The organism is Streptomyces glaucescens (genome assembly GCF_002154375.1).
Lineage (GTDB): Bacteria > Actinomycetota > Actinomycetes > Streptomycetales > Streptomycetaceae > Streptomyces > Streptomyces glaucescens.
Window position 1 is genome coordinate 1 of sequence record NZ_MUND01000268.1, and the last position, 17722, is coordinate 17722.

Genomic DNA, 17722 nt, shown 5'->3' on the forward strand with positions numbered 1-17722 from the left:
ACCAAAGAGACAGAACCTAGCTGCCTCGCCGCGAGGCGCCGACGAGTTCTTCGATCTGGTCGCGGTCCACCACGGCCGACCACCCGGCGCTCATCCTGTCCGGCCAGGGGACGAGGATGAGCACTGGGAGTGTCGACGTCGCAGCGCAGCTGCTCCATGCGTTCAGGCAGCGGCTCCCCTCTCGGTTCCGGCCCACCTCGGTGTTCGCCCACGCACGCGACCACGGAATCAACCAACCGCTGCGGGAAGGGTCCATACCGCATCCGGCCTTCAGTAGTCGGTGAGATCCACGACCACATCGCAGTGCGGATCGTCGGAGGGCTGGTGCAGATATTCGTTCGCCAGGAACGCGGGGGAAACCAGGGCGCCGAGCAGGCCGGGACCTGTGTGGCTGATCAAGACATCCACGCCGTACGTGCGGTCCAGCTCGGGTGATCGGAACTACAGGCGCATGCGGTCGTCTGCGGTGATGACCGCACCGATGAACAGCGGCTTCCATTCCACATGGGTGGTGACGAAGGAGCGAACGAGGTCGAGCAGGCGGGCTGTGGCCGCTTGCTCATCGACAGGTTCAGAGGTGTTCACATCTTTGGTGCGTGATAGCGGTTGAGGCGTGTTTCTCCTGGCCGTGGCTGTTGTCAGCCGGTGGTGGTGCGGTCGGAGACGAGGCCGGCGATAGCTCGGTATGTGGCGGGCAGGACCTCACGTCGGTGTGTCCAGCGGGTCAGATGCTTCCAGCGTTTGTGGTCGGCGAGGGCGTGTTCGACGGTTATGCCCTGTGAGGAGTGACGGTGGCGGGCTCGGCGTCGAGCTTCAAGGACCTCAGACGGGCTGATCTTGTTGCCCTGCCTTCGCGGGGTCACCGCCTGCCCGAGGTGATCACGACGAAGCCCGAGGTAGCCGTCGTCCAGGAGGACCCTGACCTCAGGAAAATGTTGGAAGCAGATGGCGATGCCTTCGTTGCGTGCGGCGGTCGCATCATGCATCCGTCCAGGTCGCAGGGCATCGACCCATAACGTGCGTCCCTGGCCGTCGGCGAGGACGGTGGCCTTCATGGTGTTCTGCTTCTTCTTCCCCGACACGAACGCCTGCCACCCATCGCGGCCGGCTGGCGGCCTGCGGACCTGAATCTCCGCTGCCCGGGATGTACGCCCCCAGCGGGCCCGGCCGGCTGCTGTTCGCGTTCTTCGCGGCGATGACGGAGACCGAGCGGGAGAACATCCGGGAGACGACCCCTCGAAGGACTCGACGCGGCGGCCCGCAAGGGCAAGCACGGCGGCCGGCCGCCCGTCATCACCGAGGACATGTTGCACACAGTGCTCCGCCGCCGTGCGAACGACGAGTCGGTCGAGCAGATCAGCCCGGCCTGATCATCCCGACCGGCAAACGCGATAGGCAGGCCCCCAGCGTCGCGAGCATCTACCGGGCGCTCGCCGAGCACGAGAAGCAGGAGGCGTACCCCGAAGCCGTCGCCCAGGCGCACGCCGGCTTCGCCGATCGGCGAACCGGACGCCGAGCGGTCTGGGCGACCAACGAGCCCGCCTCGTCCTGCGTCCCGAGCGACCTTCTCTGCCGCCTTCACCCGTAACTACTCGCGGCACTGCTGCCGTTCGACGGTCAGCCCGCCCTTCGACCGCCCGCGCTCCGCGCTGCCGCACCGCGGCCGGAGATGAGGGCCCGCTGTGCGCGGTCAGGACCCGGCAGGCAACCGGAAGGGGACCGCGGTACTCCCGGGGCGGGCGGATCCGGGTCCGCCCGCCCCGGGAGTACCGCGGTCCCCGCGCCCGGCGGCGGCCCCGGTGCCGCGGCGGCGGAGGAGCGTCCAGCCAGGCAGGACCACCCTCCGGACGGCGGACGCGGCGACGGGCCGCGTCCTCCGCCCGACGCAGAGGGCCGCAGCGCGCGTTGCGCGTTTCCCGCCGTTCCGGAATCGACGGCCGTGCGAGGTGGCGTGGCACCAACGCGGACCGTCCGCCGTGCCAAGGCGAGCCATTTCTTGATCGAAAATGCCATTTCAGGGACGGTATTGTGCGCCGTGAATCCCTTCGCTACGATCGCACCCTCACCGGCCGTAAGTCCGCTCATTGCAGGGGGCGATGTGGGTGCGTCAGCGTCAGAATTACTCCCCGAGCGGGATGACTGATGGGCGATGCCGAACGGGATTCAATGCCTTCCAGCCCTGATTTAGCGGAAGGCGAGCGATTATCAAAAGGCTCGCCTTCTTCTCCTTTCCGAAGACGGGATTACTCCCTCTTCTGGGTGGCGGGCGCCGTCGACGGTCTCGGGACCTGTGCGTCCGCCCTCTTCCTTCCGCTGATCCTCCTGGGCGCCGGGTACTCGTCCGGGCTCGCCGGCCTCGTCGCCTCGGTGGCACTGGTCAGCGGGCTCGTCGTCTCGCCGGTCGCGGGCGTGTTCGCCGACCGGCTGCCGCGCAAGCCGATGATGTACACGGCGGCCTTGGTCGCCGCGGGCGCCATGGGCTCGGTGTTCGTGACCGTGGCACTCGGCCATGTCGTCCTCCTCCACGTACTCGTCGCGGCCGTCGTCGAGCAGGCGGCCAGCGCCACCTACGGGGCGGCCGCTTCCGGTACGATCCGGCGGCTCGTGCCCCCCGAGGAGTACCCCCGGGCGATCGGGTACCTCCAGGCACGGGATCAGGCGGTCCAGATCGTCGGCCCGACGCTGGGCGGGGTCCTCTACCAGGCGGCGCGGTGGGTGCCGCTGCTCGCGGACGCCGTGTCGTTCCTGCTGGTGGCCGTGTTGAGCAGGGCGATCCGCGCGGACCCGACGCCCGTACGGGAGACGACCGCCCCGTCCTTCGCCCGTGAGCTGGCGGACGGCCTGCGCTTCGTGTGGGCGCACCCCTTCCTGCGCTTCGTGGTCGTGTGGACGGCCGGGGTCAACGCCTTGCTGGGAGCGCTGTACTTCCACGCCGTCTTCGCCTCGCACGCCGAGGGCGCCAGCCCCTCCTCGATCGGTCTCATCCTCACCCTCGCGGGCGTCGGCGGGCTGCTGGGCGCGCTTGCCGCGCCCTGGCTGGTGCGGCGGGTGGCGGCTCCCCGGATCGTCACGGGCGCCTCGTGGGTCATGGTGCCGACGGCGGCCGGGCTCGCGTACGCCTCCCAGACCTGGGCCTACGGGCTGCTGCTGAGCGGGGTGTCGCTGATCGTGCCGTCGGTGGCGGTCGTGCTCCAGACCCGGGCGGTGCTGGTGACCCCCGACGGTCTGCTGGCCCGGATGGGCACGGTGCTGGGCACCGCCGGCCAGGGCGTCGCCGCGCTCGCCCCGGTGCTGGCCGGGGTCCTGGTGGCCGCGTACGGCGGCCGCACGGTCGCGTGGGGCTGCGCCGGGGCCTTCGCCGCGCTGGCCCTGTATGCGACGGCCAGGTCCGCTCTCGTCGTCCGGGAGGTGCCGTGACGGCGTTCTCCCCGCGGACGGTCACGCGCGGCTACGGCGTCTACCGCCCGGTGCTGCCGGTGACCAGTCCCCGCAACCCGGACCGGATGGTGTACACGGGGGACGCCGACGGCCGGTGCGAGATCTTCACCTGGGACCGGTCCAGCGGCGGCGTACGGCAGTTGACCGACCGTCCCCACGGCACGCTGCTGTGCGCCATCGATGGCGACGAGGCCGTGTGGTGGTTCGACGAGGACCGCGGCGGCAGCGGCGGCTGGCGCACCCAGAACTTCGACGGCGGCCCGGACCGCCCGGCGCTGCTCGACGTGCCCTGCGGGCGGCCCGCCGGGCTGGCGCTGACGGAACGGGGCACGGTGGCCGTCGGCATCCGCGGGAGCGAGGCATTCAGCGTGCACCTGGGGCGGCGCGGCGGCCGGGGCACACCCGTCCTGCGCACGACAGACTCCGCTACCCTGTGCGATCTGGCGCCGGACGGCGGCCTGCTGGCGGTGACCGGCCCCGCGCACTCGGCCCGCGCCGTGACGCTGCTGACCCCGGACGGGAGCACCGCCGCGGTGCTCTCCGGCACCCGGGAACGCACCTGGGCGCTCGGCTTCGCGCCCGCGCACACCCCGCCCCCGGGCCTCCGAGGCACGTCCGGCCATACGCTGCTGCTGGTCATGCGCGAGCGGGCCGACCGCTACCAACTCGGAGTCTGGAGCCCCGGCGCCGGACTGGAACTGCTGCCCTGGTGCTCCTTCGACACCGAGACGACCGCCTGCTGGTACCCCGGCCCGGGCAGCGCGCGGGTCCTGCTGCGACAGGACCGGCACGGCCGCAGCAGGTTGTTCACCGCGGATCTGGAGCGCGGCCAGCTGACCCCCGTGCCCACCCCCGAGGGAAGCATCCTGGCCGCGTCACCCACCGCCGGCGGCGACGTGCACTACATCTGGACCGACGCGGTGACCGTGCCCCGCGCGATGTCCCTGTCGGGGGCGCCGCTGCCCGGGCAGAGCCAGTGGCGCGTCCCCCGCTTCGGCCACCGCCGGGACCTGTGGACGCCGGGACCCGACGGCCCCGTGCACACCTTCGTCACCACACCCGCGGACCGCCCCGGACCCTACCCGCTGGTCCTCCTCGTCCACGGCGGCCCGGCCGACCACGACCGCGACGCCTACGACCCCATGGTGCAGACCCTGGTCGGCTCGGGCCTCGCCGTGGCCCGCGTCAACTACCGGGGCTCGACCGGCTACGGGCCGCGCTGGCGCTCCGCGTACTCCGAGGGCGTCGGCCACACCCAGGTCGCCGACCTGGTGCGGGTCCGGGCCGACCTGCTGGAACGGGGCATCGGCCGCCCGGGCGCCGTGGGCCTGTGCGGCACGTCGTGGGGCGGCTATCTGACCCTGCTGGCGATGGGCACCCGCCCCGGCCTGTGGGATGTCGGGGTGGCCGTCAAACCGCTCGCCGACTGCGCCACCGCCTTCCGGCACTCCACGCCCGCCCTCCAGGCGCTGGACACCTCGCTGTTCGGCGGCACTCCCGACGAGGTGCCGGGCGCCTACGCCCACGCCTCCCCGTCCTCGTACGCCGCCGCCATCCGCTCCCCGCTGCTGGTCGTCGCCGCGCGCCGGGACGCCAAGTGCCCGCCGGAGCAGATCGAGGCGTACCTGGCCGTGCTGCGTGCGGGCGGTGTCCCGCACGAGGTGATGTGGCTGGACTCGGGCCACGACGGCTACGACGGAGCCGACCACCTGGCCGTCATACGACGGTCCCTCGCGTTTCTCGGCGGCGGGCTGCCTTCCGGGCCCGATGAGGCCGAGCCGCCACCACCCCCGGAGAGGAGGTGAACACCATGCAGAAGGACATCATCCACGGCGACCCGCTCGACGGCGACGAGGAGAGCCGCAAGCCGGGCGTCGGCGTCGTCGTCTACTTCCGCTCCGCGGAGGAGATGGAGGACGAGGACCAGTAGCGCCGAGGGGCCGGTCCCGCCACCGTGCGCGGCCGACCCCGTCCGGAGGACACCGGCCGGACTCCCCGGCCGGTGCCCCGTCACGGAGGTCGTCAGGCGCCCCGCCCGGCGCCTGACGACTTCCCGGCCGACGCCCGGCCGACCCGTCATGCCGTGCACTGATCACATGAGAAGAGGCGAGCCGTGCGCGTACTCCTGGTGAACATGCCTTGGGCCCCGATCGATCTCCCGTCGCTGGCTCTCGGAATTCTCAAGCGCAGCGTCGACGAGCGCGTACCGAACAGCACAGCGGACGTTCTGCACGCGAACATCGAATACGTGGACTGGATCACCAGGAACACGGAATTCACTTTGGAGGACTACTCCTACTACGCACTCGGATCGTATTTCCTGGGCTGCGGCGACTGGGTCTTCTCCTCCGCTCTCTACGACGATCCCGAATGGCGCGTCGCCGAGTTCACCGCGGCGATGGCCAACCGGGTGCCCGGGGCCCGGATGGAGATGACACAGGCCCTGCACGTCACCGCACCCGACTTCGTCCGGCACATAGCGGAACGCATCGTGGAACTCGCCCCGGACGTGGTCGGGTTCACTTCGACGTTCCAGCAGAACACCGCCGCCCTGGCCGCCGCCGCATACGTCAAGCGGCTCGCCCCGCACATCGTGACGGCCATGGGCGGCGCCAACTGCGACGGCAAGCAGGGCGAGGCCGTCCACCGCAACTTCCCCTTCGTGGACCACGTGCTGCGCGGCGAGGGCGAGGTGTCGTTCCCCGAGCTGATCAGGGCCCTGGACGCGGACGAGCCCCTGTCCGAGATCCCCGGGCTGTGCTGGCGCGACACGGACGGCACCTCCGTGGCGAACGCCATGAGCACCAAGCCGCTGCCGCCCGCCGCGATCCTGCCGCCGGACTACTCGGGGTACTTCGAGCGGCTCGCCTCGTCCCACGCCCGGAACTGGGTCGAGCCCAAGCTGGTCGTCGAGGGGGCGCGCGGCTGCTGGTGGGGCGAGAAGCACCACTGCACCTTCTGCGGGCTGAACGGCTCGTTCATGGAGTTCCGCAGCAAGAGCCCCGACGTGTTCTACGACGAGATCATGGACCTGGCGCGCAGGCACCGGGTCCTGGACATGTACGTCGTGGACAACATCCTGGACATGGGGTACGTGAAGTCGGTGCTGCCCCGCATCATCGACAGCGGCTACGACCTGCGCATGCACATCGAGATCAAGTCCAACATGCGGCGCGGACAGCTCCAGACCCTGGCGGACGCGGGCCTGATCTTCGTCCAGCCCGGCATCGAGAGTCTCAACAGCCGGGTGCTGACCCTGATGGACAAGGGCGTGACTGGCGGCCAGAACGTGCGGATGCTCCGTGACGCCGCCACCGTGGGCCTCTCGGTCGCCTGGAACTACCTGCACGGCTTCCCGGGCGAGGACGCCGAGGACTACGACGACGTGGTGGACCAACTGGCCGCGCTGGAACACCTGAACCCGCCCGTCGGCCCGTCCTCCCGAATCGCGATCGAGCGGTTCAGCCCGTACTTCGACAACCCCGAGCTCGGCTTCTCCGAGCTGCGCCCCGCCGAACCGTACCGGCTCACCTACGACCTCCCCGACGAGGAGATGTTCGACCTGGCGTACGTCTTCGACGTACCGCCCCGCGGGATCGGCGAGGACGTCGTCGAACGGCTCGACGCTGGCATCGCGCGCTGGAAGCGGAACTACGCCGGCAGCCGTCTCACCCACTGCGACCTGGAGGACCGGATCGTCCTGGTCAGCAGGCGCCGGGCCTTCGACTGGACCCGCCTGGAACTGACCGCCCCGCGCGAACTGGCCTTGTTCCGGCTGCTCGACCAGCCGCACACGGTGAAAGCGGCCGCGCGCAAGCTGGACGCGGACCACCCCGTCGGCGAGGCCGACCTGCTCCGGGTCCTGAAGCGGTGGCGGGAGCTGGGCGTCGTGTTCGAGGACAGCGGGCAGTTCGTGCAGATCGCGCCGCCCGCCCTGAACGAGGAGTTCCTGCGGATCGACCACATGCGGCACACCGCCGCCCGCGAGGCCGAACTCGCCCCGACGACCGCCTGACGACCGCGCCACCGCCCGACCGAGGGACGATGATGACTCCTGCTCTCACAGCCACCGCCCCCTTCACCGTGACCGCCTCACGGGACTACGACCCCGAGGTGGGCCCTCTGCCCGCCATGTCCCTGGGACGCTACGAGATCGACATGTCCGGCGGCGAGGCCGCCCGGCGGCTGTTCGCCGCCGGGGCCCGGCACGTCACCCTGCCCCGCCCCGTGGACCTGACGAATGCCGCCGACGCGGCATGGACGGTCAGAGCGCTGAGCTTCGTGGGCGACCTGACCAGCCTGGCCGTCTCGGTCGACTGGCAGCTCCGCACCGGCCCGGACCCCGACGCCTGGCGCCACTTCTGCCACCTCCACCCGCCGACCGCCGTCCTCGGCACCGCGGACCCGGTCGCGACGGCGCTCGCCTGGCGCACTACGTACTACATCTGCAAATGCATCTTCCGGCACGGCCCCGGCTTCATCCAGGTCCGCGACCGGCGCTACGGCGAGCTGCGCCGCTTCACCATCGACGAACCGGAGTACCACGAGGCCGTGGCGGCCCTCGCCGACGGCGCGCCCGCCGACGCGATCCCGGGGCCCGTCCTGGACGACCTCGTCTCCGAGCACCTCGTCCTGCGCTTCGGCGACCATCTGTGGTGGGCACCGTACCGGGTCCGCCGCTGGTCGGAGGCACCGCTGGTGATCTGAGCGCACGGCCGTGGTTGTGCGTCAGCAGCGTGCGTTTCCCGGCGTCCTGAAGCCGCCGCCGCTGCTTGCGCAGCTCCTGCTTCTTCGCGGCCTTGGACGTCGACTTCCGGGAACGCTGCCACATCGGCTGCCATCCCAGGGGCTCATCGGGCTCGGGCTCCTGGTCCTCGTGGAGCGCGGCGGCCATCTTCGCGCGGGCCGCGTGGGCACATGCGAGGGCGTCGTCGGGGTTGGGGCGTTCTTCCGGGGTGCTCATGCGACTCCCGCTGTGGTCCGGCCCGACGGTGCTGCGGCGGGCACCACCACGATGCTGTTCGAACCCGAATACCACCGCATGGCTATCCCTGCGCGCACCTGACCCGGCCCGGGGCCGCAGGCCGGCGGGAAGAGGAACGCGGGGGGTGCCTCTATGTCTTTCGTCAAGCGAGGCGTGGGGTTCTGGGTTGGTAGAAAGTGCCGTCGCGGAGCATCGCGAACAGCACGTTGATCCGTTGTCGGGCCAGGCGGAGAAGTGCCTGGGTGCGCGTCTTTCCGCGGGCCCGGCATCGGTCGTAATAGGTGCGGGAGGCGGGATCGTGCAGCGCGGCGAACGCCGATAGGCACATCGCGCGTTTCAGTTGCCGGTTGCCGCCGCGAGGTGCGTGTTCGCCGTGGATCGAGGTCCCCGACGACTTGGTCGCCGGGGCAAGGCTGGCGTAGGAGGTCAGGTGGGCAGCGGTGGGGAAGCTGGTGCCGTCGCCAACGGTGATCAGCAGCGTGGCGGCGGTCCTGACCGCGCCCCCTGGAATCGAGGTCAGGACCGCGGAAAGAGGGTGAGCCTCCAGTAGCTGTCCGATCTGCGCTTCCAGGGCTCGTCGTTGTTCGTGGACGGCCGCGAGCGAACGGGCCAGGGACGGGATCACGAGGTCGAGGGTGCCGGTGCCCGGGGCCACGACGGTCTGCTCGTCGAGCGCGTCGAACACCTCGTCGATCAGCCGCTGGGCCATGCGCGGAGCCTTGGGCCGGATCACCTCGACCAGCTTGCGGCGTCCGGCTTTCCGCAGGGCGGCTGGGGATCCGTAGCGTTCCAGCAGCCAGGTCACGGCGGGGTGGTCCAGGCGCGCGCCGAGGACGCGTTTCAGGATGGGGTGGAACTGGGTGAGCAGGCCGCCTATCCGGTTGGAGGTGCGGGTGGCCTCGGCGGTGAGGTCCTGGTCGTAAGCCGACGACCGCGGCGTCCTTCGCGTCGGTCTTCGCCTCACCCGGATAGAGATCGGCGATCCGGCATGGACAAGCCGGGCAGGTAGGCGACCCTGCAGCCGGCATCCCGGGCGACCGTGAGCGGGAGGGCGCCGATCGAGGCGAGCTGGTCCACGATCACTAGAGGTTGTCCCGTATGGGGTCTAAGACGCCGTTTCTTATGACTGTCGAGCAAGGAGTCGGCAGACATGGCCGGAGGCTTGTCAGTGCCTGCGGCTAACGTCGCGCCCATGGGCATCCACTGCGAGTACGTTCGTCTGTCCCCTGCTGGGTTGCGGCGGTCGTTGAGTGATCCTTCCTGGGCACAGGAGCACATCGATGAGCTGGGCGATGCTTGGGCCGAAGGAGAGCCGCTGCCACCCGAGAAGGCACCGTTCTTCAGCATCGAGAAGGCGTGGCACAAGCTGCACCACCTCCTTGCTGCCCACGGCGGCATGCCGGTCGACGTCATCCACGGAGGGGCCGAGCTTCCGCTGGAGGACGAGCTGGACTACGGACCCGCCCGTTACCTGAGTCCCGAGGACGTCGCCCGGGCCGGCGGCTTCCTCGCCGCCACACCGTTCGACATACTCGCCCGGCACTACGACCTGGCCGCCATGCGCCGTGCCGAGATCTACCTCTTGCCGGAATCCGACGCCGAGGTCCCCGCGGACCTGGACACCCTGCGGCACCGCTACGAGGAGCTGACCCGGTTCTTCGCCGCTGCCGCCACAGCACGCGACGCCGTCGCCCTCATGCTGGCCTGACCCGGCTCCGGCCCTGCCTGGACCTGCTTCACCTGGCCAGACGGCGGTAGCCGATGAGGGCCGCGGCGAGGCCGACGAAGGCCAGGAAGTGCTCGGCCGTGCGTTCGTAGCGGCGGTGCAGGCTCCTGCAGCCGGCCAGCCAGGACACCGTCCGCTCCACCACCAAGCGGTGCCAGCCCAGCCGGGCGGAGGACTCGATGCCCTTGCGAGCAATGCGGTGGCGGATGCCATGTTTGCGGAGCCATTTCCGCAGGTGGTCGTAGTCGTATCCCTTGTCGGCATGGAGTCTGGCCGGGCGTCGGCGACGTGGACCGCGCCGGGAACGGATAGGTGGGATACCGCGAACCAGCGGCTTCAGGGCCTGGCTGTCGTGCAGGTTGGCGCCGGAGATGCCCAGTGACAGCGGCAGCCCGTTGCGGTCCGTGATGAGGTGGATCTTCGATCCGTTCTTGCCGCGGTCGGTCGGATTCGGTCCGGTCAATCGCCCCCCCGTTACCTTTTTCGTGGCTCCGCAATGGGGCCTCCGGCCTTCGGGTCCGGCATGACTTCCCCCCCCTTGTTGTTGATGATCCGGGGGGTGGTGTCACCGGGCCCGGAGGCATCGACGGACCGCTGATGAGGGGCTTGAGCACCGGCTTCACCCGAGCCGGATGAGCTCTCCGTAACGTGGATGTGGCAGCTCGGTGCCGAGGCAAGGCCGGACGAAAGCGTGATGGAGGGGCCTGCGCGTGATCGACACCGGCGACATCGACGTCTTCCTCGGCCTGGACGTCGGCAAGGGCGAACACCACGCCACCGCCGTCACCCCGGCCGGCAAGAAGGCGTTCGACAAGCGCCTGCCCAACACCGAACCCAAGCTCCGCGAGCTGTTCGCGAAGTTGCAGGCCAAGCACGGGACCGTGCTGGTCGTGGTCGACCAGCCGGCCTCGATCGGCGCCCTGCCGCTGGCGGTCGCGCGGGACATGGGTTGCCCGGTCGCCTATCTGCCGGGGCTGACGATGCGGCGAATCGCCGACCTCTACCCGGGTGAGGCCAAGACCGATGCAAGGGACGCGTTCATCATCGCGGACGCGCCCCGCACGATGCCGCACACGCTGCGGGCGATCGACGGCGAGGACGAGACGATCGCCGAGCTGGAGATGATCGTCGGCTTCGACGACGACCTGGCCGGCGAGGCCACTCGGGTCGCGAACCGGCTCCACGGCCTGCTCACCCAGATCCACCCGTCGCTGGAACGGGTGCTGGGGCCGCGGTTGCAGCACCCGGCCGTCCTGACGCTGCTGGAACGGTTCGGGTCACCGGCCCAGATCCGCAAGGCCGGACGGCGGCGGCTGGTCACGCTGCTGCGGCCGAAGGCGCCGCGGATGGCCGAGCGGCTCGTCGATGAGATCTTCGCCGCGCTGGACGAGCAGACCGTGACCGTTCCGGGGACCGAGGCGGCCGCGCTGATCGTCCCGAGCCTGGCCGGGTCACTCACCGCCGTGCTTGACCAGCGGAAACTGCTGGCCGGGCGGATCGAGGAACTTCTGGAGGCCCACCCTCTTTCGAAGGTCCTGACGTCGATGCCGGGAGTCGGCGTCAGGACCGGAGCCCGCATCCTGATCGAGGTCGGCGACGGCAGCACCTTCCCGACCGCCGGCCACCTCGCCGCCTACGCCGGTCTCGCCCCGGCGACCCGGAGCTCGGGCTCATCGATCCGCGGCGAACAGCCGTCGCGGCGAGGAAACAAGCAACTCAAACGGGCCTTCTTCCTCTCCGCGTTCGCAGCCCTGGCCGACCCGGCATCGCGGGCCTACTACGACAAGAAGATCGCCCAGGGCAAGCACCACACCCAGGCCCTGCTCTGCCTTGCCAGACGCCGGGCCGACGTCCTGTTCGCGATGCTCCGTGACGGAACCTTCTACGAGCCCCAACCGGCTGCGGCCAGGTGAGGAGTCCAGACCGCTCGATCAGTCCTCCGGCCGAAGCCGCTGACGAGCGGCCTCAAGCCGCTGGTCATAGTCAGGCGCGAACAGCTCGGGAAGGGTCTTGTCGAGTGTTCCGGCGATTCGATGGATCGGTGCCCAGACCGCCGGATCGTCGACAACGCGGCTGAGGTCCGTCATCTGGAGCTTCTCCAGCCAGTGCGACAGCACCAGTGCCTCGTCACTCGTGAGCTTGATCGTCACCTGGCTATCACTCATGCACACCCCTACGACTCGGCCCGCCCTTGACCGCACGCTACTGGCCTTGGACCTTGACCAAACACATAGGGGCACCCCCCCTTTGTGGCCCGCACGCTGACCGAGTCGATCGCGCACCGCGACCAGTCCAGCTCACCTTGGGCGCCGAGTTCGTCCAGGATGATCCGGTGGAGCCGGGCCCACACCCGAGCCCGGCTCCACTGGGTGAGATCAGACGCTCTCTTACAGGGCGCCGCGGTTGGTGGCGGTGTGGACCAGGACGGGGAGCGGGGTCCAGTCGGGCAGGTAGAGCATCATCGTGGCACTCAGCTCACCCATGGAGAGGGCGAAGCAGAGTCCGGCGGCGGCGGTGAGCGAGGGCAGCAGCAGGGGGAGCCTCACCCGCCACAGCACGTACGCGGGGCTCGCGCCGAGGGGGGCGTAGGCCGGGTCGAGGCGGGCGCAGACTGCCGTGATCACTGGGACGGGAGCATCCCGCTGGCGCAGTTCGGCGTCGGCTGTGAGGAGATGTACGACCCGCGCCATGGCGATGCGGCCCGCTTCGACTGGACCGGTGACACGCCCTGACGGTTAAGGGGGCGGCCCCGCCACCGGGGGGATGGTGGCGGGGCCGCCGTGCTCGGAGGGGGGGAGCCGAGCTGTCTGGTGAGCTGTTGCCCTGAATCTGAGGCGGCATGCCTGCTTGCGGCCTCCGCCCGCTGGCTGCCGGCTTGCGGCATGCGCTTGCGCGTCGGCGGGGAGGACACGGCGATCACGGGACGTACGACGAGCCAGGCAGAACACCCCGCCCGCGCGGGGGCGTTCCGGTCCGAGGACCCACACCCCTATGAGGCTTGTCCTGCAAAACGGTTGGCGACGGAGGGCCCCTGACCGGACTGTCCGTCAACAGCGAATGCGAAGACGGACGATCATGGTTTCGGGTGCCAGGCCGTCCAGGTACGTGTTGGCGAAGTCCGAGAAACTCGTCCCGGACCGGGGAACGACCGTTCCATGGATCCATGCCCCGTCCAGGGTGAGCAGGTGATCCGTGGGGACTGCCCATTCGGGCTGCCTGTGCCGGTACGGGGTCTGGCTGGCGCGATCGGGGTCGAGGCTCGCGGCCAACTGCGCCGCACGGGTGCACATGCCCTCGAAGTCGAGCAGGCCGCGAGGGCCTCCGTCGCATTGCCCCCGTGTCCAGTGCCGAATCTCCCCGAAGGCGTCCCGCGGCGCTCGGACGAGACGGGGGTCGGCTCCGTGGCCGGGGAGCACGTCGAACTCCTCACCCGGCCGGCCAACCCACCACTGGTCCCATTCGCCTTGGTAGGGCTCGTGGTCACCGTTCATGTCGAAGGGAGCCATGGCAGCCTCGATCGCGGCATGCAGGTCCTGATGGGCGTCCGGCGGCAAACAGACAGTGACCATCTCATTCGCCATGGAACCCTCTCCTCCGCACAGTGGCACTGCATGCTGGCACGAGGAATGCCAGCCTGGTACCTCGCTTTCTCACCCGCGCCTCGAAGCGGAGGTCGAAGCCGTGATCTCGGCATGGCCGGCACGGCGTCGGAGTCGCCCTCCTCCACCCGACGTACACCTGCGCCGCCGCGGCCAAGCCCCCGCACCCCAACAACCCACCCCTTGAAGCACGCGGGCGGCACGCACCTCCCTTCGGGAAAGCACCCGCCACCCTCCACCAGGCACCGCGGGCACGACTTGGTCGGCGCGCCTCAGGTGTGAGAAGTCCTCGTAGTCCGTCACCGGACGCAGCGTGCGGTGACGCCGCGAGGCCAATCGGGAGGCGTCACTGTGCGAGGACGGAGCGCACGTGTTCGACCTGCGGCGGAGCCGTGAAGTACGGTCCGGCCAGGGCCCGCCACCGGGCGAATTCCTCGGAGGCCCGGAAGGTGACGGTGTGGTGCTCGACCGTCTCCCAGCGCACCATGAGCCGGTACTGCGAGGGGTGTTCGACGCTGCGGTGCAGGTCGATCCCATGGCAGCCATCGGCCGAGGGAAAGAGGGGCACGGCCTCGGCGACGGCGCTCTCGAACTGCTTCTCGTGGCCCGGGTGGATCTTGATCTGGGCGATCTCGGTGATCACGGCGGTGTTCCTGCTCCTGTGTCAGCCGTCTCGGTCTCAGTCGTAGCTCTCGGCGGCGGCCTTGCCGTGCTCGGCGTCGACGCGCGCGGTGATGCCCGACTCGACGAGGGTGCGGGTGGCGTCGACCGAGGCGTAGATCCAGAGGATGCGCATGGGTTCGGTAGCGGAGGCGTTGCGGAAGCGGTGGGGGGTGCCGACGGGGACGTAGGTGGTGTCGAACCGGGTGAGGTGGTGTTCGGTGCCGTCGATCTCCACGACGGCTTTGCCTTCGAGGATGGTCACGCTCTCGGGGCAGTTGTGGGTGTGCAGGGCGATACCGGCGCCGCCCTCGAAGAGGGTCTGCCCGGTGAGGAAGACCTCGGCGCCGACGGCCCGGGTGACCAGGGGGATGCTGCGGGCGCCACTGCCGCGACTGAAGGAGGTCAGTTCGGCCGGGCGCAGGACGGCGGGCGGGAAGGAGACGAAGCAGGGCTCGTCGGTGGGGTGGTTCACGGGACCTCCACGAGGAGTGGGACAAGGGGAGCGCTCATGCGGTCGTTGCGGCCACCGCCCGGACCGTCCTCGGGATGACGAGTCTCGGCGCCCGGCCGGCCGCACCGATAGGCCCGCACCCGGCGGGCCGCAACGAGACGCCGTACGGCCCACCAGGCACTGGGATCCTCTGCGGCGTCGCGTGCCGCTCAGGTGACCCTGATGGCGCCGGTGACCACGGCGAACAGGATGTCAGCGGCGGAGACCAGGACGCCCCAGCAACTGGCGGGAAGTCCCGGCTGACAATTGATCCGGTGGGGCGCAGAGCAGACAAGTCACTCCGCAGTCGCTGGTCGAGTCTGGCGATGCTCTGTCTCGAACCGGCGACCCGCACCGCGCGGATCCGGCCGTACGGCGCGACGTGCACCGTACGGGCCGGGGGTGATGGTCAACTCGTTGCGGTAGAGCTTCTGCGGATCGTCCGGCGCTGGGCACTATCCCTGGCGGGACGAGCCCGCGTGGTCCACGTGGGCTCGTCCCTCGATCCTTCTCAGCTGACGGCGTCGAGCAGTAGTTTCGCGGCCACCATCGCCCCGTCGGTGCGGACCGTGCCGGCCACGGCCTTCGCCCGGGCGGCGGTTTCGGGGGCCAGGGCCGTCTGGAGCGCGGCCGACAGGGACTCGACGGTCGGCATAGGACCGTCGTGGGCTACGCCGATCCCCAGCTCGGCCACCCGTCCGGCCCAGTACGGCTGGTCCGCCAACTGGGGCACCACCACCTGAGGAGCGCCGGCCCGGGCGGCCGTCGTCGTCGTACCCGCGCCGCCGTGGTGCACGACGGCAGCCACCCGCCCGAACAACTTCTGGTGGTTGACCTCACCGACGGCGAAGCAGTCGTCCCGGTCGTCGATGAGGCCCAGATCCGCCCAGCCGCGCCCGACGAGCACCCGGCGGCCGCATCCGCGAACTGCCTCGACGGCCACCCGGGCCGCGTCCGACCCCGCGCGGACGGCCATGCTCCCGAAGCCCACGTACACGGGCGGCGCGCCGGCGTCCAGGAAGGCGGCGAGCTCCGCCGGAAGCGGCCGCTCATCGGGCAGCACCCACGCGCCGGTCTGTACGACGTCGAGGTCCGGCGTCTCCAGCCACGGGTCCAGCACCGGGTCCGTCGCCAGCCACGGCCGGTCACCGAAGGCGTAGTCGCGGACGTTGTCCACCGGGGGCAGGCCGATCGTCGCGCGGTTGGTGTTGAGCGCCTCACCGAACAGCACGTTGATGCTCTGGGCGTCCAGGTCCCACAGTGCCCGGTTGTCGGTCACCTCCGGCGGAAACGGGCGCCCCGGGTAAGCCAGCGGCGGGCGCTGCGGCGAGGGCAGGGTCAGCTGCTGGAAGATCGCTGATACGTAGCCGATGCCCAACTTCTCGGCCACCGACCGTGCTCCGGCGATAGCCGGCATCGCGCCCGTCGCCACCAGCACGTCACACCCCTCGGCCACTGCGGGCATCACCTGCAACTGCCCGGCGATCAACGCCGCCGCACGCTGCGGCAGATTGCCCTTGGAGGGCGGCGGAGCCCCGGTCATCAGTGCGCGTGCCGACGGCCCGACACCCACCACCGACACGCCGACCCCGGCCAGCCGCTCCGCGAAGACCTCGTCCGGCGGCGCACACACCCGCACCTCCACGCCGAGTTCCCGCAACCGCACCGCGAGGCCCACGAGCGGTTCGACATCCCCGCGCGACCCATACGTCGACAACAGCACACGCACTTCGTATATCTCCGATTTCCATTGATCCATGGCCGGGTTGGCCCTTGTGAGAGGTACGGCCCGGGTCTTGCCTCGCCCCGGATGCGCTGCGCGGTGCGCGTGGCAGGGGGCGAGTGGTCTTCCTGAGCTACCGGGCCCAGGGCAGTTCGCGGGTGCCCTCGGTGCCGGGAACGGAGGCAACGCCATCGGCGCGCATCGAGACGTGGGCCTCGGCCGCCTCCGGGGCGTGGATCCGACGGACCAGGTTCGGCGGCAGGACCAGGGTCTGGCCGGCTGAGACTCTCTCGGTACGGCCGTCGCAGGTCACCTCCAGGGCGCCCGCGGTGACCGTCCAGACCTGCTCACGGCTGATGGAGTGCTCAGGGCTCGTTCCACCGGATTCCACCGCAACGGTCCAGGTGCTGAGTTCGGCGCTGCCGCGGCTGGGAGCCGTCAGGCCGTTCATGGTGGTGTTCGGGGAGGCGGTGACGTTTTCCGGCGTGGGGGTGATCACATGCATGGCGGTGTCTTCGTTCTGGTCCGTGGGGTGTTCGGGTGCGGTCCACTCGACGAGCTGGATGACGACTCCGTTGGGGTCGGTCATCTGGAACAGGCGCTCGCCCCAGGGCTCTTCGCGCAGCGGCATGGTGATGGGGGCGCCCGCCGCTCGCAGCCTGGCTTCCTCCGCGGCCAGGTCGGTGACGGTGAAGGCGAGGATCAGACCGCTCGCCTCCCGGTCGCGCTGCTCGGCGGGCAGGACGTCGGTGCCCCGGCGGAGTAGGACGATGTCGACGGCGGCATCCTCGCGGGCCAGGGAGGCGAAGCCGTCGTCGGCCATGGCTACCTGGTAGCCGAGGTGGGTGCAGAGGAAGTCACGGGAGGCGTCGACGTCGGCGACGGTCAGGGAGAGGGTGGAGGCGGAGACGTTCAGGGCTGCTCCTTGGACGGTGTGTGGTGGACAGCAGGTTGTTCAGGCCAGCGTTTCCGATGGCGGCGGAGTCTAGAGGTTGTCCCGTAACCAGTGTGGCGGGTGGTGCGTTGACTTGGACATGGGTGGGGTGATCTCAACGGATGATCCGAAGTGGATCGAGCCGTTCTCCGGGCTGTCCGAGGC

At 70.2% G+C, this 17722-nt stretch carries 14 protein-coding genes and 5 pseudogenes; 6 read left to right on the plus strand and 13 right to left on the minus strand.

Features of this window, described 5'->3' with window-relative positions:
- Nucleotides 1-270: 270 nt before the first annotated feature.
- The 3 genes and pseudogenes from CCN42_RS45660 to CCN42_RS18405 form a co-directional block, all read right to left on the minus strand.
- Nucleotides 271-399, minus strand: coding sequence for a hypothetical protein (locus CCN42_RS45660; protein ID WP_281259506.1), 129 nt, complete (start codon nucleotides 397-399; stop codon nucleotides 271-273).
- A gap of 42 nt (nucleotides 400-441) precedes the next feature.
- On the minus strand, nucleotides 442-585 hold the full coding sequence (locus CCN42_RS42595) for a hypothetical protein (protein ID WP_158102102.1): 144 nt from the start codon (nucleotides 583-585) through the stop codon (nucleotides 442-444).
- Between the two features lie 53 nt (nucleotides 586-638).
- A pseudogene (locus CCN42_RS18405) lies at nucleotides 639-1139 on the minus strand (transposase family protein); the annotation flags it as partial.
- Between the two features lie 1027 nt (nucleotides 1140-2166).
- Here CCN42_RS18405 and CCN42_RS18415 point away from each other — a divergent pair.
- The 4 genes from CCN42_RS18415 (at nucleotide 2167) to CCN42_RS18430 (ending at nucleotide 8145) form a co-directional block, all read left to right on the plus strand.
- Nucleotides 2167-3417, plus strand: a complete 1251-nt coding sequence (locus CCN42_RS18415) for an MFS transporter (protein WP_086737109.1) — start codon at nucleotides 2167-2169, stop codon at nucleotides 3415-3417.
- Nucleotides 3414-5243 carry a S9 family peptidase gene (locus CCN42_RS18420; RefSeq protein WP_086737092.1) on the plus strand — a complete coding sequence of 610 codons (1830 nt, stop codon included), beginning with the start codon at nucleotides 3414-3416 and terminating at the stop codon, nucleotides 5241-5243. Before CCN42_RS18415 ends, CCN42_RS18420 begins: the two co-directional genes overlap by 4 nt.
- Nucleotides 5244-5551: 308 nt before the next feature.
- A complete protein-coding gene (locus CCN42_RS18425) occupies nucleotides 5552-7453 on the plus strand; it encodes a RiPP maturation radical SAM C-methyltransferase (protein ID WP_086737094.1) in 1902 nt (633 codons plus the stop codon).
- 29 nt (nucleotides 7454-7482) lie between these two features.
- Nucleotides 7483-8145 (plus strand): DUF5825 family protein, encoded by a 663-nt coding sequence (locus CCN42_RS18430; RefSeq protein WP_245877347.1) that lies wholly within the window; start codon nucleotides 7483-7485, stop codon nucleotides 8143-8145.
- Between the two features lie 419 nt (nucleotides 8146-8564).
- Here the strand turns inward: CCN42_RS18430 and CCN42_RS18440 are convergent.
- Nucleotides 8565-9517 (minus strand): annotated as a pseudogene (locus tag CCN42_RS18440) (transposase); the annotation flags it as partial.
- A 97-nt stretch (nucleotides 9518-9614) separates the two neighbouring features.
- On the opposite strand from CCN42_RS18440, the gene CCN42_RS18445 reads away from it, so the two are divergent.
- A complete protein-coding gene (locus CCN42_RS18445) occupies nucleotides 9615-10130 on the plus strand; it encodes a YfbM family protein (protein ID WP_086737113.1) in 516 nt (171 codons plus the stop codon).
- A gap of 28 nt (nucleotides 10131-10158) precedes the next feature.
- Here the strand turns inward: CCN42_RS18445 and CCN42_RS18450 are convergent.
- Nucleotides 10159-10632: pseudogene (locus CCN42_RS18450) on the minus strand (IS5 family transposase); the annotation flags it as partial.
- Between the two features lie 226 nt (nucleotides 10633-10858).
- On the opposite strand from CCN42_RS18450, the gene CCN42_RS18455 reads away from it, so the two are divergent.
- Nucleotides 10859-12061: an IS110 family RNA-guided transposase gene (locus tag CCN42_RS18455; protein ID WP_086737096.1), complete on the plus strand. Its 1203-nt coding sequence runs from the start codon at nucleotides 10859-10861 to the stop codon at nucleotides 12059-12061.
- A gap of 18 nt (nucleotides 12062-12079) precedes the next feature.
- Here CCN42_RS18455 and CCN42_RS18460 read toward each other — a convergent pair whose 3' ends face one another.
- The 8 genes and pseudogenes from CCN42_RS18460 to CCN42_RS18500 all read right to left on the minus strand — a co-directional run bounded on the left by CCN42_RS18460 (nucleotide 12080) and on the right by CCN42_RS18500 (nucleotide 17539).
- Nucleotides 12080-12313, minus strand: coding sequence for a hypothetical protein (locus CCN42_RS18460; protein WP_086737115.1), 234 nt, complete (start codon nucleotides 12311-12313; stop codon nucleotides 12080-12082).
- 26 nt (nucleotides 12314-12339) lie between these two features.
- A pseudogene (locus tag CCN42_RS18465) lies at nucleotides 12340-12519 on the minus strand (IS5/IS1182 family transposase); the annotation flags it as partial.
- Between the two features lie 19 nt (nucleotides 12520-12538).
- A pseudogene (locus CCN42_RS18470) lies at nucleotides 12539-12757 on the minus strand (ABC transporter permease); the annotation flags it as partial.
- 438 nt (nucleotides 12758-13195) lie between these two features.
- A complete protein-coding gene (locus CCN42_RS18475) occupies nucleotides 13196-13729 on the minus strand; it encodes a hypothetical protein (RefSeq protein WP_086737098.1) in 534 nt (177 codons plus the stop codon).
- Nucleotides 13730-14093: 364 nt separating this feature from the next.
- Entirely contained in the window at nucleotides 14094-14390 is a 297-nt protein-coding gene (locus CCN42_RS18485) for an antibiotic biosynthesis monooxygenase family protein (protein WP_086737102.1), read from the minus strand.
- A gap of 36 nt (nucleotides 14391-14426) precedes the next feature.
- Nucleotides 14427-14882, minus strand: a complete 456-nt coding sequence (locus CCN42_RS18490; protein ID WP_086737104.1) for a cupin domain-containing protein — start codon at nucleotides 14880-14882, stop codon at nucleotides 14427-14429.
- 529 nt (nucleotides 14883-15411) lie between these two features.
- A complete protein-coding gene (locus CCN42_RS18495) occupies nucleotides 15412-16629 on the minus strand; it encodes a glycosyltransferase (protein WP_086737106.1) in 1218 nt (405 codons plus the stop codon).
- Between the two features lie 127 nt (nucleotides 16630-16756).
- Nucleotides 16757-17539, minus strand: a complete 783-nt coding sequence (locus tag CCN42_RS18500; protein WP_086737108.1) for a VOC family protein — start codon at nucleotides 17537-17539, stop codon at nucleotides 16757-16759.
- Nucleotides 17540-17722 lie beyond the last annotated feature (183 nt).

Coding starts and splice junctions, on each gene's coding strand:
- CCN42_RS18430 (WP_245877347.1), top strand. CDS start 7,483: ATGATGACTCCTGCTCTCACAGCCACCGCCCCCTTCACCGTGACCGCC.
- CCN42_RS18415 (WP_086737109.1), top strand. CDS start 2,167: ATGCCTTCCAGCCCTGATTTAGCGGAAGGCGAGCGATTATCAAAAGGC.
- CCN42_RS18445 (WP_086737113.1), top strand. CDS start 9,615: ATGGGCATCCACTGCGAGTACGTTCGTCTGTCCCCTGCTGGGTTGCGG.
- CCN42_RS18460 (WP_086737115.1), bottom strand. CDS start 12,313: ATGAGTGATAGCCAGGTGACGATCAAGCTCACGAGTGACGAGGCACTG.
- CCN42_RS18475 (WP_086737098.1), bottom strand. CDS start 13,729: ATGGCGAATGAGATGGTCACTGTCTGTTTGCCGCCGGACGCCCATCAG.